This is a genomic window from Burkholderia singularis (assembly GCF_001718875.1).
GTDB classification, from domain to species: domain Bacteria; phylum Pseudomonadota; class Gammaproteobacteria; order Burkholderiales; family Burkholderiaceae; genus Burkholderia; species Burkholderia singularis.
In genome coordinates, this window is record NZ_CP013448.1 from 1,448,285 (window position 1) to 1,462,784 (window position 14,500).

At 65.9% G+C, this 14,500-nt stretch carries 14 protein-coding genes; 12 read left to right on the forward strand and 2 right to left on the reverse strand.

Going from position 1 to position 14,500, the window contains the following annotated elements; translation table 11 throughout:
- Positions 1-22: 22 nt before the first annotated feature.
- The 6 genes from lapB (at position 23) to cysM (ending at position 6,161) form a co-directional block, all read left to right on the forward strand.
- Positions 23-1,192 (forward strand): lipopolysaccharide assembly protein LapB, encoded by a 1,170-nt coding sequence (gene lapB, locus AQ611_RS06630; RefSeq protein WP_059519066.1) that lies wholly within the window; start codon positions 23-25, stop codon positions 1,190-1,192.
- Between the two features lie 67 nt (positions 1,193-1,259).
- Positions 1,260-2,660: a UDP-glucose dehydrogenase family protein gene (locus AQ611_RS06635; RefSeq protein ID WP_069234039.1), complete on the forward strand. Its 1,401-nt coding sequence runs from the start codon at positions 1,260-1,262 to the stop codon at positions 2,658-2,660.
- Positions 2,629-3,621, forward strand: coding sequence for a D-glycero-beta-D-manno-heptose-7-phosphate kinase (rfaE1, locus tag AQ611_RS06640; RefSeq protein ID WP_059519070.1), 993 nt, complete (start codon positions 2,629-2,631; stop codon positions 3,619-3,621). The genes AQ611_RS06635 and rfaE1 overlap by 32 nt, the downstream gene beginning before the upstream one ends.
- Positions 3,622-3,684: 63 nt before the next feature.
- Entirely contained in the window at positions 3,685-4,677 is a 993-nt protein-coding gene (gene rfaD / locus AQ611_RS06645; RefSeq protein ID WP_059519071.1) for an ADP-glyceromanno-heptose 6-epimerase, read from the forward strand.
- An 85-nt stretch (positions 4,678-4,762) separates the two neighbouring features.
- Entirely contained in the window at positions 4,763-5,101 is a 339-nt protein-coding gene (locus AQ611_RS06650) for a ComEA family DNA-binding protein (protein WP_069234040.1), read from the forward strand.
- Between the two features lie 157 nt (positions 5,102-5,258).
- Positions 5,259-6,161 carry a cysteine synthase CysM gene (gene cysM / locus AQ611_RS06655; protein WP_069234041.1) on the forward strand — a complete coding sequence of 301 codons (903 nt, stop codon included), beginning with the start codon at positions 5,259-5,261 and terminating at the stop codon, positions 6,159-6,161.
- A gap of 118 nt (positions 6,162-6,279) precedes the next feature.
- On the opposite strand, the gene mltB is transcribed toward cysM, so the two are convergent.
- Complete coding sequence (mltB, locus tag AQ611_RS06660) at positions 6,280-7,509, reverse strand: lytic murein transglycosylase B (RefSeq protein WP_069234042.1); 1,230 nt, start codon at positions 7,507-7,509, stop codon at positions 6,280-6,282.
- 203 nt (positions 7,510-7,712) lie between these two features.
- On the opposite strand from mltB, the gene AQ611_RS06665 reads away from it, so the two are divergent.
- On the forward strand, positions 7,713-8,636 hold the full coding sequence (locus AQ611_RS06665) for a histone deacetylase family protein (RefSeq protein ID WP_059519075.1): 924 nt from the start codon (positions 7,713-7,715) through the stop codon (positions 8,634-8,636).
- Positions 8,637-8,775: 139 nt separating this feature from the next.
- Here the strand turns inward: AQ611_RS06665 and AQ611_RS06670 are convergent, their stop codons facing one another.
- Complete coding sequence (locus AQ611_RS06670) at positions 8,776-9,618, reverse strand: alpha/beta hydrolase (protein WP_231935947.1); 843 nt, start codon at positions 9,616-9,618, stop codon at positions 8,776-8,778.
- Positions 9,619-9,931: 313 nt separating this feature from the next.
- Between AQ611_RS06670 and AQ611_RS06675 the strand changes: the two genes are divergently transcribed.
- The 5 genes from AQ611_RS06675 to AQ611_RS06695 all read left to right on the forward strand — a co-directional run bounded on the left by AQ611_RS06675 (position 9,932) and on the right by AQ611_RS06695 (position 14,424).
- Positions 9,932-10,966, forward strand: a complete 1,035-nt coding sequence (locus AQ611_RS06675; protein ID WP_069234044.1) for a methionine ABC transporter ATP-binding protein — start codon at positions 9,932-9,934, stop codon at positions 10,964-10,966.
- Positions 10,956-11,609: a methionine ABC transporter permease gene (locus tag AQ611_RS06680; protein WP_059519081.1), complete on the forward strand. Its 654-nt coding sequence runs from the start codon at positions 10,956-10,958 to the stop codon at positions 11,607-11,609. Before AQ611_RS06675 ends, AQ611_RS06680 begins: the two co-directional genes overlap by 11 nt.
- 74 nt (positions 11,610-11,683) lie before the next feature.
- A complete protein-coding gene (locus AQ611_RS06685) occupies positions 11,684-12,481 on the forward strand; it encodes a MetQ/NlpA family ABC transporter substrate-binding protein (RefSeq protein ID WP_083237256.1) in 798 nt (265 codons plus the stop codon).
- 242 nt (positions 12,482-12,723) lie between these two features.
- Positions 12,724-13,473: an electron transfer flavoprotein subunit beta/FixA family protein gene (locus AQ611_RS06690; RefSeq protein ID WP_069234045.1), complete on the forward strand. Its 750-nt coding sequence runs from the start codon at positions 12,724-12,726 to the stop codon at positions 13,471-13,473.
- Positions 13,474-13,488: 15 nt separating this feature from the next.
- Positions 13,489-14,424, forward strand: a complete 936-nt coding sequence (locus AQ611_RS06695) for an electron transfer flavoprotein subunit alpha/FixB family protein (protein WP_059519085.1) — start codon at positions 13,489-13,491, stop codon at positions 14,422-14,424.
- Positions 14,425-14,500: the final 76 nt, after the last annotated feature.

A 14,500-nucleotide genomic window follows, 5' to 3' on the forward strand; every position in this document is an offset into this window, starting at 1 on the left:
ACGGCCTTTTGCTACACGTCGCATGGATCTGGATTTCTGGTGGCTGCTCGCCATTCCCGTCGCATTCGCGCTCGGCTGGATAGCGTCGCGCTACGACCTCAACAAGCTGTTGTCCGAGAGCGCGAATCTGCCGCGCTCATATTTTCGCGGCCTGAATTTCCTGTTGAACGAACAGCCGGATAAGGCCATCGACGCGTTTATCGAAGTGGCGAAGCTCGACCCGGAGACGGTCGAGCTGCACTTCGCGCTCGGCAACCTGTTTCGCCGGCGCGGCGAGACGGATCGTGCGATTCGCGTGCATCAGAATCTGCTCGGCCGGACCGATTTGCCCGTGACCGAGCGCGATCATGCCCTTTATGAACTCGGGCAGGACTTCCTGAAGGCGGGCCTGCTCGACCGTGCGGAAGACACGTTCCACAAGCTTGCCGACGGCGACTATGCACTCGGCGCGCAGCGTGCGCTGCTGACGATCTACGAGATCGAGAAGGACTGGAACAAATCGATCGAGACCGCGACGCGGATCGAATCGATGGGCGCGCAGCGCTTGTCGACCGAGATCTCGCATTTCCATTGCGAACTGGCGCAGGATGCGCTGCAGCAAAAGCACGCGGAACGTGCGGCCGGGCATCTGCGCGATGCGCTCGCGGTGAACCCGCAGAACGCGCGCGCGACGATTCTGTCGGGCGACGCGGCGGCCGCGGCCGGCGACCACGCCGCGGCGATCGAACACTGGCGCAGGATCGAGGCGCAGAACGCCGCGTATCTGCCGCTCGTTGCCGACAAGCTGATGAAATCGTATATCGCGCTCGACCGTGCGGCCGAGGGCGCCGCGCTGCTGACCGACTATGCCGAGCGTTATCCGTCGAACGACCTGCTCGACGTCGCATACCAATACGTGTCGCAGATGCGCGGCACGGCTGCCGCGCATGCGCTCGCGCGCACGCAGATGCAGAAGGCGCCGAACCTGTCGGGCATGCTGCATCTGCTCGACGCGCAGATCGCATCGGCCGACGAGCCGCGCCGCGCGGAACTCGAGATGATGCGCACGCTCGTCAAGCAGCGCACTAAAAATCTGCCACGGTATACGTGCCAGAATTGCGGTTTCCGCGCACGCCTGTTCTATTGGCAGTGCCCGGGATGCAGCGGCTGGGAAACCTACGCGCCGCGGCGCGTCGAGCCCGCCGTCGCATAATGGGGGTGGGCGCGGCGCGCCTGCTCCGGGCGGCCATCGGCCGCCGGAACGAATCATCGGAATACTTATGAAGATCACCATCATCGGCACGGGCTATGTGGGCCTCGTCACCGGCGCGTGTCTTGCCGAGATCGGGCACGACGTGTTCTGTCTGGATGTCGATCCGCGCAAGATCGAGATCCTGAACAGCGGCGGCATCCCGATTCACGAACCCGGTTTGCAGGAAATCATCGCGCGCACCCGCGCGGCGGGGCGCATCACGTTCTCGACCGATATCGAGGCGAGCGTCGCGCACGGCGAGATCCAGTTCATCGCGGTCGGCACGCCGCCGGACGAGGACGGCTCGGCCGATCTGCAATACGTGCTCGAAGCGGCGCGCAATATCGGCCGCCACATGGCGGGCTACAAGGTGATCGTCGACAAATCGACCGTGCCCGTCGGCACGGCGCAGCGCGTGCGCGGCGTGATCGCCGAGGCGCTCGCCGCGCGCGGCCTCGCAGGCAGCGGTGCGCACGCGTTCTCGGTCGTGTCGAATCCGGAGTTTCTGAAAGAGGGCGCGGCCGTCGACGATTTCATGCGGCCGGACCGGATCATCATCGGCGTCGACGACGACGCCGCCGGCGAGATCGCGCGCGAGAAGATGAAAAAACTCTATGCGCCGTTCAACCGCAACCACGAGCGGACCATCTACATGGACGTGCGCTCGGCCGAGTTCGCGAAATACGCGGCGAACGCGATGCTCGCCACGCGCATCTCGTTCATGAACGAGATGTCGAATCTCGCGGATCGCGTGGGTGCGGATATCGAGGCGGTGCGCCGCGGGATCGGCTCCGATCCGCGAATCGGCTATCACTTTTTGTATGCGGGCGTCGGCTACGGCGGCTCGTGTTTTCCGAAGGACGTGCAGGCGCTGATTCGCACCGCGAGCGAGCATGGTCATCCGCTCAAGATTCTCGAGGCGGTCGAGGCGGTGAACCACGAGCAGAAGAACGTGCTGCTCGGCAAGATCACGGCGCGCTACGGCGCGGATTTGAGCGGGCGCACGTTTGCCGTTTGGGGGCTCGCGTTCAAGCCGAATACCGACGACATGCGCGAAGCGCCGAGCCGGCGCCTGATCGCTGCGCTGCTCGAGCGCGGCGCGGCGGTGCGCGCGTATGATCCTGTCGCGCTCGACGAGGCGCGGCGCGTGTTCGCGCTCGATCTGCACGGCGCGCCCGACGCGCTCGCGCGGCTCGCGTTTGTCGATGCCGCCGACGATGCGCTCGCAGGCGCGGACGCGCTTGTCGTCGTCACCGAGTGGAAGGAATTCAAGAGCCCGGATTTTTCGCATCTGAAGTCGATGCTGAAGATGCCGGTGATCTTCGATGGCCGCAATCTATACGAACCCGATGCGATGGCCGAACTCGGCATCGATTACCACGGAATTGGACGCCCCCATGTCGAGCCGCATTCGTCAGCCCGCGGATAAGCGCACGGCGCAGGACGCCGTGCCGGTTGGGCTCGTCGTGCCGCGCGCGCAGCTTGCGCAATCGCGCGTGCTCGTCGTCGGCGACGTGATGCTCGATCGCTACTGGTTCGGCAACGTCAACCGGATCTCGCCCGAAGCGCCGGTGCCGGTCGTGCACGTGCAGCGGCAGGAGGAGCGTCTGGGCGGCGCGGCGAACGTCGCGCGCAACGCGGTGACGCTGGGCGGCCAGGCCGGCCTGTTGTGCGTGGTCGGCCGCGACGAGCCGGGCGAGCGGATCGTCGAGTTGCTGGGCGAGAGCGGCGTGACGCCGTATCTCGAACGGGACCCGGCGCTGCCGACGACGATCAAGCTGCGCGTGCTCGCGCAGCAGCAGCAGTTGCTGCGCGTCGATTTCGAGGCCGCGCCGACGCACGAGGTGCTGCTTGCCGGGCTCGCGCGCTTCGACGCGCTGCTGCCGTCGTATGACGTCGTGCTGATGTCGGATTATGCGAAAGGCGGCCTCACGCATGTGACGACGATGATCGCGACCGCGCGCGCGGCGGGCAAGCAGGTGCTCGTCGATCCGAAGGGCGCCGATTGGGACCGCTATCGCGGCGCGTCGCTGATCACGCCGAACCGCGCGGAACTGCGCGAGGTCGTCGGGCAATGGAAGTCGGAAGACGATCTGCGCGAGCGCGTCGCGACGCTGCGCGATGCGCTCGCGATCGACGCGCTGCTGCTCACGCGCTCGGAAGAGGGGATGACGCTGTTCGCCGCCGACGGCGAGCTGCACGTTCCGGCGCTCGCACGCGAGGTGTACGACGTGTCGGGCGCGGGCGACACGGTGATCGCGACCGTCGCGACGATGCTAGGCGCGGGGTTGCCGCTCGTCGACGCGGTGGCGCTCGCGAACCGGGCGGCGGGCATCGTCGTCGGCAAGCTCGGCACGGCGACGGTCGAGTACGACGAACTGTTTCACTGAATCGAACGGCACCGGCGCGCGCTGCGGCGCCGCGGTGCGCACACTCTCATCGGCAGGACGATCATGACTCTCATCGTTACCGGCGCGGCCGGCTTCATCGGCGCGAACCTCGTGAAGGCGCTGAACGAGCGCGGCGAGACGCGCATCATCGCGGTCGACAATCTGACGCGCGCGGACAAGTTCAAGAATCTCGTCGATTGCGAGATCGACGATTATCTCGACAAGACCGAGTTCGTCGAGCGCTTCGCGCGTGGCGATTTCGGCAAGGTCCGGGCGGTGTTTCACGAAGGCGCGTGCTCGGACACGATGGAAACCGACGGCCGCTACATGATGGACAACAACTTCCGCTACAGCCGCGCGGTGCTCGATGCGTGCATGGCCCAGGGCGCGCAGTTCCTGTATGCGTCGTCCGCCGCGATCTACGGCGGCTCGAGCCGCTTCGTCGAGGCGCGCGACGTCGAGGCGCCGCTCAACGTCTACGGCTATTCGAAATTCCTGTTCGACCAGGTGGTCCGCCGCGTGTTGCCGGCTGCGAAGAGCCAGATCGCAGGCTTTCGCTACTTCAACGTGTACGGGCCGCGCGAATCGCACAAGGGGCGCATGGCGTCGGTTGCGTTCCACAACTTCAACCAGTTTCGCGCCGAGGGCAAGGTCAAGCTGTTCGGCGAGTACAACGGCTACGGGCCGGGCGAGCAGACGCGCGATTTCGTGTCGGTCGAGGACGTCGCGAAGGTCAACCTGTTCTTCTTCGATCATCCGGAGAAGTCGGGCATCTTCAATCTCGGCACCGGCCGCGCGCAGCCGTTCAACGACATCGCGACAACGGTCGTCAACACGCTGCGCGCGCTTGACGGCAAGCCCGCGCTGACGCTTGCCGAGCAGGTCGAGCAAGGGCTCATCGAATACGTGCCGTTTCCCGACGCGCTGCGCGGCAAGTATCAATGCTTCACGCAGGCCGATCAGACCAAGCTGCGCGCGGCCGGCTACGACGCGCCGTTTTTGACGGTGCAGCAAGGCGTCGATCGCTACGTGCGTTGGCTGTTCGGCCAGCTATAAGCGTCACGCTGTCTTCTTTAGACTGGGTCTCACGGTCGGCGGCCGCCGGCCGTTCGTTTCTGATGCGAACCCTACGGAGATCCAGATGCTGAAGAAAATTTTCGCGACGCTCGCGCTCGTTGCAGCGGCCGCGCACGGATGGGCCGCCGTCGACGTCAATGTCGCAACCGACGACGCGCTGCGCGGTATCAAGGGAATCGGCCCGGCCAAAGCGAAGGCGATCATCGACGAGCGCAGCGCGCACGGTCCGTTCAAGGACGCCGCCGACCTCGCGCGGCGGGTGAAGGGGATGGGCGGCAAGACGCTCGAGCGCCTTGCCGCCGAAGGGCTGGCGATCGGCGCGGCAGGCACGCGCCCGCCCGCCGCGGCCGCCACGGCGGCGGCAACGGCCGCGCCGCAAAGAGCGGGGGCGGCCAAGAAATAATCCGGTCTGCCGACTATCCGGGTGTGATGCCTCCTTCAGCCGCCGCTGCGGGCGGCGGATTCCCGCGGCTTGCCGCGGGCTTTTTGCATGGCGCGCGTGCGTCTGTCCGCTGGTTTACAATCGATCAATTGTTCGGCATCGGATATACGCGACGTTCATGGCTTACAAAACTATCGAAGACACCATCGGCAATACGCCGCTGGTGCAATTGGTCCGGCTGCCGGACGACGAAATTCGCGCGCGCAACAACGTGGTGCTCGCGAAGCTCGAAGGCAACAATCCGGCGGGCTCGGTGAAGGATCGTCCGGCGCTGTCGATGATCCGCAAGGCCGAGGAGCGCGGCACGATCAAGCCGGGCGACACGCTGATCGAGGCGACGAGCGGCAATACCGGCATCGCGCTCGCGATGGCCGCGGCAATTCGCGGCTACAAGATGGTGCTCATCATGCCGGAGGATCTGTCGGTCGAGCGCCGCCAAAGTATGGCTGCGTATGGCGCGGAAATCATCCTGACGCCGGTGAAGGGCGGCATGGAGTTCGCGCGCGATCTCGCCGATCAAATGCAGCGCGAAGGCCGCGGCGTGATTCTCGATCAGTTCGCAAACCCCGACAATCCGCTTGCGCATTACGAAGGCACCGGCCCGGAGATCTGGCGCGAAACCGAAGGCCGCATCACGCATTTCGTGTCCGCGATGGGAACGACGGGCACGATCATGGGCACGTCGAAGTATCTGAAGGAAAACAATCCGGCGATCGAAATCGTCGGTGCGCAGCCGGAGGAAGGTTCGCGCATTCCAGGCATCCGCAAATGGCCGGACGCGTATATGCCCAAGATTTTCGATAAGAGCCGTGTCGATCGCGTCGAGGGCGTGAGTCAGGCCGCATCGGAGGCGATGGCGCGCAAGCTCGCGTCCGTGGAGGGCATTTTCGCCGGTATTTCGTCGGGCGGCGCATGCGAAGTGGCGCTGCGCGTCGCGCGGCAGGTCGAGAACGCGACGATCGTGTTCATTGTCTGCGACCGCGGTGACCGATATTTGTCGACCGGGGTGTTTCCCGCATGACACGCGTGAGCGATGGGCCGCATGCGCGGCACGCCGCCGGCTTGCATGAAAAAAGCGCCGCTTGCGGCGCTTTTTCGTATCGGCGTGCGGCGGCGATTACGCTGCCGCGCGGCTCGACTTACTCCGATGGCGACGCGGCTCCGGCGGGCGCGTCGTCGCCGGTTGGCGTCGACAATGCGCCGTTCGCCGCCATCTGCGCTTTCACGCGCTCGCCGAGCTGATACACCGCGAGCGCATAAAAGAAGCTGCGGTTGTAGCGAGTCAGCACGTAGAAATTTTGCAGTCCGAGCTTGTATTCGGTTGGACGGCCAGGCGTCGGCAGATCGACCACCAGCACGGGCGTGCTGCCCTCCGACGCGGCGTCGACGGCCGGCTCGTCGAGCGCGAGCCCCGCGCGCAGGAATTGCGACAACGTCCAATGCGGCTCGGGCTTGCCGTCTGCGGCCGCCTGCGCAACGCCACGGCTGCCCTGGTCGGGGGCGATGTTCCAGATCACCGGCCGGCCGGTTTCCCAGCCGTGCTGCTTCAGATAATTCGCGACGCTGCCGATCGCGTCGGCGGAACTGGCGCGCAGGTCGATATGGCCGTTGCCGTCGTAATCAACCGCGTATTCGCGGATGCTGCTCGGCAGAAATTGAGGAATGCCGATCGCTCCCGTATACGAGCCGAGCACCGAGGTCGGGTCGAGCTGGCTGTCGCGCGTCCACACGAGGAAGTCTTCGAGGTTTTTGCGGAACGTCGCCTGGCGGTCTTCGCGGTTAGGCGTGTTGGGGTAGTCGAACGCGAGCGTCGTCAACGCGTCGAGCGTGCGGAAGTTGCCCATGTAGCGCCCGTAGATCGTCTCGACGCCGATGATGCCGACGATCATCTCGGGCGGCACGCCGAATTCCGCCGACGCGCGTTGCAGCGTCGCACGGTTCGCGCGCCAGAACTTCACGCCCGCGTTGATGCGAACCGGATCGAGAAAGCGCGCCTGATAGACGCGCCAGTTCTTGACGGACGGCGTCGGCGCGGGCAGCACGAGCTTCGCGGCGGTTGCCGAATAGCTGACGCGCGAGAAGAGTGCGCGCAGCGCGTTTGCATCGAAGTCGTGGCGTGCGGCCATGTCGGCGATAAACGCGTCGATCTTCGGATTGTTCGCGTAACGCTGCGGGACGATTTCCTCTTCGAACGTCTGAGCGGCCGGCGCGGCCGGTTGCGGCTGCGCTTGCGCGACGGTGGCCGCGGCCGGCGTGGTTTGCGCGGCCGCGATGCCGGCCGACAGCAAAGCGGCGAGCGACAATGCGGCCAACGGCGTGCGAAGGCGCAAGGTGAACGAGACGGAGGATACTGACGGATTGAAATTCATGTCGAAGCGAAGCAGGCTGGCGAACGGACTCGGCGCAGTATAACCGACGCATCCACTATGCCCCGGCAGCGCGCGGCATGACGCGGTTATGGTAAGTTAGGCGCGAATCAAGTATGAAGCCGCGCACGACACGCGGTATCGCACACATCGATCATCACTGAGGGAGACCCGCCGCGCATCCGGCCGCCCGGCGGAATCAGCTTATGACAACGGCCTTTTATACCCACCCCGATTGCATGCTGCACGAGATGGGGCAGTGGCATCCCGAGTCGCCGGCGCGGCTGTCGGCGATTCAGGATCAGTTGATCGCGAGCCGCATCGACGAACTGCTTGCCCATGAAACAGCGCCTTTCGCGAGCGAGACCGCGCTTGCGCGCGTGCATACGCGGGCGCACATCGATTACATCCGCAATCTGATTCCGGACCAAGGGCACGTGACGATCGATCCCGACACGCTTGCCAATCCCCACACGTGGCGCGCGGCGATGCGCGCGGCGGGCGCCGCCGTCGACGCGACGGATGCGGTGCTCGAAGGGCGCTACGACAACGCGTTTTGCAGCGTGCGCCCGCCCGGGCATCACGCAGAGCCCGCGCGCGCGATGGGCTTTTGCTTCTTCAACAATATCGCAATCGCCGCGCGGCACGCACTCGATATCCACGGGCTCGACCGGGTGGCGATCGTCGATTTCGACGTTCATCACGGCAATGGCACCGAAGCCGCGTTCGCGAACGACGAGCGTGTGCTGATGTGCAGTTTCTTCCAATCGCCGTTGTACCCGTTCTCGGGCGTCGATCATCAGGCGCCGAACATGGTCAATCTGCCGATGGCCGCGCGCACGAACGGAATGGCGGTGCGCGAGGCGGTCGAGATGATGTGGCTGCCGCGGCTCGAAGCGTTCCGGCCGCAGATGTTGTTCGTGTCGGCGGGCTTCGATGCGCATCGCGAGGACGACATCGGCGGGATGGCGCTCGTCGAGGCCGACTATGAATGGCTGACCGCGCGGATTTGCGATGTCGCGCGGCGGCACGCGCAAGGCCGCATCGTGAGCTGCCTCGAAGGCGGCTATAACCTTTCCGCGCTCGGGCGCAGCGTGGTCGCGCATCTGCGCGTGCTGGCCGGCGTTTGAGCGCCGCGCGCCGGCGTGTGCGGATTGCGGAATGCCGCGGCGTTTGCCGGGAAGGCCGGACATTCGCGCGCATGCCTCCGAAATTTCGTTGCTTCGAATCCGCCCGAATCCGCTTCGGGGGCGGCGCGCGGCAGGCCCGTCAGCCGCGCTTGGGCGTGCGCGACAGAATCCAGTTGATCAGCGCGCCGATCACGCGCTCGCGATCCAGATCGTTGATCGTTTCGTGATAGCTGCCTTCATAGAGCGTCAGCGTCCGGTCGGGTGAGCCGACGTGCGCGCCGAAATCGCGGCTGCCGTCCGGTTCGGTCAGCTTGTCGGCCGTGCCGTGATAGACGAGCACCGGCAGGCGAAGCGCCGCCCGGCCACGCTCGATTTCCTGCATCGCGGCGAGAATCTCGGCACCGGTGCGCGCCGGCACCGGGCCGTGATGCACGAGCGGGTCCGCGCGATTGGCAGCCACCACCGCCGGATCGCGCGACAGCAGCGCGGCATCGATCTTGAGCGCCGGAAACCGCGGCCAGATGCGGCTGACGAGGCGGCTCGCCGCCAGCATCCAGCGCGGCACGTCACGGCCCGGCGCGAGCGCGGGGCTCGACAGGATCAGCCCGGCAAGCGCGCGCCGGCGGGCGGGCGCGCATTGGATCGCATAGAGCGCCGCAATCGCGCCGCCCATGCTGTGCCCCATGAGGAAAAGCGGCGTGCCGTCGTCGCGCGCGGCGGCGGCGACGATCGCGTCGGCATCTTCGAGAAACGCGTCGAAGCGCTCGACCCAGGCGCGCTCGCCGGGCGAGCGTCCATGCCCGCGCAAATCGGCGCTGACGAGTTCGATGCCCGCCGCATTCAGCCGTTCGGCGAGCGCCTGATAGCGGCCCGCGTGCTCGGCGAGCCCGTGGATGAGCGCCACGCTCGCGCGCGGCGCGCCGAACGATGCCGCGACGGGCCAGCGGTGCGCCGCGAGTTCGAATCCGTCGGCCGTGCGCACGCGCGGCTGCTGTAATGCCGTGCCGCTGGCGGTTGCGGTGCGGTGGCCGGCTTCGGTCGAGGCGGTGGCGTCCATAGGTAGGTCTCCGGAATATGTCGTTCGTCGCCGAGCAGGGCGGTGCGCCGATCATAGACGCCGTTTGCGACGGCCCGCTCGGGCGCGGCCCTCTAATTGCGATTCGTTATGAAAAGGTTGGAATCGATTATTAAGAGATATGTTGCGAATGCGGTAAACTCGCGGGTCGTTTCCCGTATGCGGCGGTCGACTGGCGAGGCCCGACATGAGAGGCCGCGCCGCCCGCCGTTCTGTTTACATGATTGAAATTCGTAATCTTTCGCAACGTTTCGAGGGGCCGCGCGGCTGGATCGAGGCGTTGCACAACGTCAATCTGACGATTCCGCGCGGCGAGGTGTTTGGGATCATCGGCCGCAGCGGCGCGGGCAAGAGCACGCTCGTGCGCACGATCAACCTGCTGACGCGGCCCTCGGAAGGCAGCGTGAGCGTCGACGGGCGCGATCTGACGAGCTTGTCCGCGAGCGAGCTGCGCGCGGCGCGGCGCGACATCGGGATGATCTTTCAGCACTTCAACCTGCTGTCGTCGCGCACCGTGTTCGGCAACGTTGCGCTGCCGCTCGAGCTTGCGGGTGCGAAGCGCGCGCAGATCGAGGCGACGGTGTTGCCGTTGCTCGAACTCGTCGGACTCGCCGCGCAGAAGGACCGCTATCCGTCGCAGATCAGCGGCGGCCAGAAGCAGCGTGTCGGCATCGCGCGCGCGCTCGCGAGCAAGCCGAAGGTATTGCTGTCCGACGAAGCGACATCGGCGCTCGACCCCGAGACGACGCGTGCGATCCTCGATCTGTTGCGGCGCATCAACCGCGAGCTTGGCTTGACGGTGGTGCTCATCACGCACCAGATGGAAGTGATCAAGGAGGTCTGCGACCGCGTCGCGGTGCTCGATGCGGGGCGCGTCGTCGAGGAGGGTAACGTGATCGACGTGTTCATGCGCCCGCATCATGACGTCACGCGCGCGCTGATCGGCGACGTGATCGCGCAGGAATTGCCGCCGGCGATGAAGGTGCGTGTCGCCGAGCGGTTGAAGGCGGGCGCAGGCCATCTGCTGCGGCTGGCGTTCACCGGCTCGGGCGTCGATCAGCCGATCCTGTCCGAGACGATTCGCCGCTACGAGCTGGACTTCAACATCCTGCATGGGCAGATCGACGAGATCCAGGGCCGCGCGTTCGGCTCGCTCGCGGTGCTCGCGACGGGCGAGCCGGGCAAGATGGGGCAGGCGCTCGCGTATCTGCGCGAGCAGGGAGTGGTCGTCGAGGAGCTGTCGCATGTTGAGTGAAATGTTCGATATGTTCGTGCAGTCGTTCTGGGAGACGCTGATCATGGTCGGCATCTCCGGGGCGCTCGGCGCGCTCGTCGGGTTGCCGCTCGGCGTGCTCGTTTATCTGACCGACCGTCAGGGCGTGCTGCGCAATCTCGCGGTCAATCGCGTGCTCGGCGGCGTCATCAACGCGGTGCGCTCGACGCCGTTCATCATCCTGCTCGTCGCGGTGATTCCGTTTACGCGTCTGGTCGTCGGCTCGTCGATCGGCACTGCGGCGGCGGTCGTGCCGCTCACGCTCGCGGCCGCGCCGTTCATCGCGCGGCTCGTCGAGACCGCGCTGCGCGAGGTCGATCGCGGCCTGATCGAAGCCGCGCAGGCGATGGGCGCGACGACGAGCCAGATCGTGTTCAAGGTGCTGCTGCCGGAATCGCTGCCGGGCATCGTCGCGGGGCTCACGATCACGTTCGTGTCGCTCGTCGGCTATTCGGCGATGGCGGGCGCGATCGGCGGCGGCGGGCTCGGCGATCTCGGCATCCGTTACGGCTATCAGCGTTACTTGCCGGAAGTGATGTGGATGGTCGTCGCGATCCTGATCGTGTTCGTGCAGATCGTGCAATCGTTTGGCGATTGGATCGTGCGGCGGTTGAGTCATAAATAATCATCGATGAGCGAAGGCGCTTGCGTGCCGCCTCGCGAGGCGGCACGGCTCGATTCGGTTTCGGAGATCGGAAGATGCGGCGAAGAATGATGCTGAGGCTCGCGGCGGCGCTGGGTGCGGCCGTTTGCGCGACGCTCGCGCACGGGCAGGCGCAGACGACGATCAAGGTGGGCGTGACGGGCGGTCCGCACGCGCAGGTGATGGAGCAGGTGAAGCGGGTGGCGGCGAGCAGCGGGCTCGACATCCGGATCGTCGAATTCTCCGATTACGTGCAGCCGAATGCCGCGCTCGCGGCGGGCGACATCGACGCGAACAGCTATCAGCACGCGCCGTATCTCGAGCAGCAGGTGAAGGATCGCGGCTACCGGATCGTCAACGTCGCGCAGACGGTCACGTTTCCGATGGGCATCTATTCGAAGCGGGTGAAGACGCTTGCCGAATTGCCTTCCGGCGCGCGCATCGCGATCCCGAATGATCCGACCAATGGCGGGCGCGCGCTGTTGCTGCTGCAAAAGCAGGGGCTGTTGAAGCTGCGCGCCGGCGCGGGCCTGAAAGCGACCCGTTTCGACATCGTCGGCAACCCGAAGCAATTGAGGATCGTCGAGTTGGACGCCGCGCAGATTCCGCGCTCGCTCGTCGACGTCGACGCCGCCGCGATCAACACGAATTATGCGATGGAGGCCGGGCTCAAGCCGAAACAGGATGCGATCGCGATCGAAGGGCCGGGCGGGCCCTATACGAACGTGCTCGCGGTGCGCGCGGGCGACCAGGACAAACCGTGGGTCGCGAAACTCGTTGCCGCGTACCGGTCGCCCGACGTGAAGCGCTTTATCGAGCGGCAATATGGCGGCGCGGTGATCGCCGCGTGGTGAGCGCGGCGCGGCGCTCGCCGCGGATTAGAGGCGGCGGTCGAACCCCCGGGCTTGGCGTCCGGGTTTTTTCTCTTTTAAAATAGAACGATCGTTCGCTATTGGCGGCGTATCGCGCCGTGGCGTTAGTATCGGCAGGCGCCGAGCGTCGGCCGCCGTAAATTGAATGGCCGGCTTAGCCGCCGCGCGGGCGAGTCGCGCTATAAAATGGCCGCTGGTCGTATTCGTAACTTTGGAGCGTGTGCATGAAAATCCTGGTGCCAGTGAAAAGAGTGGTCGATTACAACGTGAAGGTCCGGGTGAAATCGGACGGCACGGGCGTCGACATCGCGAACGTGAAAATGTCGATGAATCCGTTCGACGAAATCGCGGTCGAGGAGGCGGTGCGGCTGAAGGAGGCGGGCGTGGCGACGGAGGTGGTCGCGGTGTCGGTGGGCGTCGCGCAGGCGCAGGAGACGCTGCGCACCGCGCTTGCGATCGGCGCGGATCGCGCGATCCTCGTCGAGTCGAACGACGGCGTCGAGCCGCTCGCGGTCGCGAAGATCCTGAAAGCGCTGGTCGACAAGGAGCAGCCGCAGCTCGTGATTCTCGGCAAGCAGGCGATCGACGACGATTCGAACCAGACCGGCCAGATGCTCGCCGCGCTTGCCAATCTGCCGCAGGCGACGTTCGCGTCGAAGGTGACGGTGGCGGACGGGAAGGTGAACGTGGCGCGCGAAGTCGATGGCGGCGCGGAGACGCTGTCGCTGACGTTGCCTGCCGTCGTGACGACGGACCTGCGCCTGAACGAGCCGCGCTACGTGACGCTGCCGAACATCATGAAGGCGAAGAAAAAGCCGCTGGAAACCGTGAAGCCGGAAGACCTCGGCGTGGACGTCGCGCCGCGCCTGAAGACGCTGAAGGTGGCCGAGCCGCCCAAGCGCGCGGCAGGTGTGAAGGTGCCGGACGTGAAGACGCTGGTCGAGAAGCTGAAGACCGAAGCGAAAGTGCTGTAAGGGGAGCGCATAAACATGACGATTCTGGTAATTGCCGAACACGACAACGCAGCGATCAAGGCGGCGACGCTGAACACGGTGGCGGCCGCGCAGAAGATCGGCGGCGATATTCACGTGCTGGTCGCGGGCCATAACGCGCAGGGCGCGGCGGACGCGGCGGCGAAGATCGCGGGCGTCGCGAAGGTGCTGCTCGCGGATGCGCCGCAACTGGCCGACGGTCTCGCGGAGAACGTCGAGGCGACGGCGCTGAACGTCGCGAAGGATTATTCGCACATCCTGCTGCCGGCGACGGCATATGGCAAGAACATCGCGCCGCGGATCGCGGCGAAGCTGGACGTCGCGCAGATCTCCGACATCACGGCGGTCGACAGCGCGGACACGTTCGAGCGCCCGATCTACGCGGGCAACGCGATCGCGACGGTGCAGTCGAGCGATCCGGTCAAGGTGGTCACGGTGCGCGCGACGGGTTTCGATCCGGTCGCAGCCGATGGCGGTAGCGCGCCGGTCGAGAAGATCGAAGCGGCGGCGGATGCGGGCGTGTCGCAATTCGTGAGCCGCGAAGTGACGAAGCTCGATCGTCCGGAACTCACGAGCGCGAGCATCATCGTGTCGGGCGGCCGGGGGCTCGGCAGCGGCGAGAACTACACGAAGGTGCTGGAGCCGCTCGCGGACAAGCTGCAGGCGGCGCTGGGCGCGTCGCGCGCGGCGGTCGACGCGGGTTATGTGCCAAACGACTACCAGGTGGGGCAGACGGGCAAGATCGTCGCGCCGCAGCTTTATATCGCGGTGGGCATTTCGGGCGCGATCCAGCACTTGGCCGGGATGAAGGATTCGAAGGTGATCGTCGCGATCAACAAGGATCCGGAAGCGCCGATCTTCAGCGTCGCCGATTATGGCCTCGTTGGCGATCTGTTCGCGCTCGTGCCGGAACTTGTCAACGAACTGGGCTGATGCATTCGGTGGTGCGCGCGATGTCGGCGCGCGTTGCATCGGCGGGTCGGACATGAACGAAGGGGCGCGGTGAGCG

What these genes read in the sequence shown, in the direction of transcription:
- lapB (WP_059519066.1), top strand. Translation starts at nt 23, where the DNA reads ATGGATCTGGATTTCTGGTGGCTGCTCGCCATTCCCGTCGCATTCGCG.
- AQ611_RS06635 (WP_069234039.1), top strand. Translation starts at nt 1,260, where the DNA reads ATGAAGATCACCATCATCGGCACGGGCTATGTGGGCCTCGTCACCGGC.
- rfaE1 (WP_059519070.1), top strand. Translation starts at nt 2,629, where the DNA reads ATGTCGAGCCGCATTCGTCAGCCCGCGGATAAGCGCACGGCGCAGGAC.
- rfaD (WP_059519071.1), top strand. Translation starts at nt 3,685, where the DNA reads ATGACTCTCATCGTTACCGGCGCGGCCGGCTTCATCGGCGCGAACCTC.
- AQ611_RS06650 (WP_069234040.1), top strand. Translation starts at nt 4,763, where the DNA reads ATGCTGAAGAAAATTTTCGCGACGCTCGCGCTCGTTGCAGCGGCCGCG.
- cysM (WP_069234041.1), top strand. Translation starts at nt 5,259, where the DNA reads ATGGCTTACAAAACTATCGAAGACACCATCGGCAATACGCCGCTGGTG.
- mltB (WP_069234042.1), bottom strand. Translation starts at nt 7,509, where the DNA reads ATGAATTTCAATCCGTCAGTATCCTCCGTCTCGTTCACCTTGCGCCTT.
- AQ611_RS06665 (WP_059519075.1), top strand. Translation starts at nt 7,713, where the DNA reads ATGACAACGGCCTTTTATACCCACCCCGATTGCATGCTGCACGAGATG.
- AQ611_RS06675 (WP_069234044.1), top strand. Translation starts at nt 9,932, where the DNA reads ATGATTGAAATTCGTAATCTTTCGCAACGTTTCGAGGGGCCGCGCGGC.
- AQ611_RS06680 (WP_059519081.1), top strand. Translation starts at nt 10,956, where the DNA reads ATGTTGAGTGAAATGTTCGATATGTTCGTGCAGTCGTTCTGGGAGACG.
- AQ611_RS06685 (WP_083237256.1), top strand. Translation starts at nt 11,684, where the DNA reads ATGCGGCGAAGAATGATGCTGAGGCTCGCGGCGGCGCTGGGTGCGGCC.
- AQ611_RS06690 (WP_069234045.1), top strand. Translation starts at nt 12,724, where the DNA reads ATGAAAATCCTGGTGCCAGTGAAAAGAGTGGTCGATTACAACGTGAAG.
- AQ611_RS06695 (WP_059519085.1), top strand. Translation starts at nt 13,489, where the DNA reads ATGACGATTCTGGTAATTGCCGAACACGACAACGCAGCGATCAAGGCG.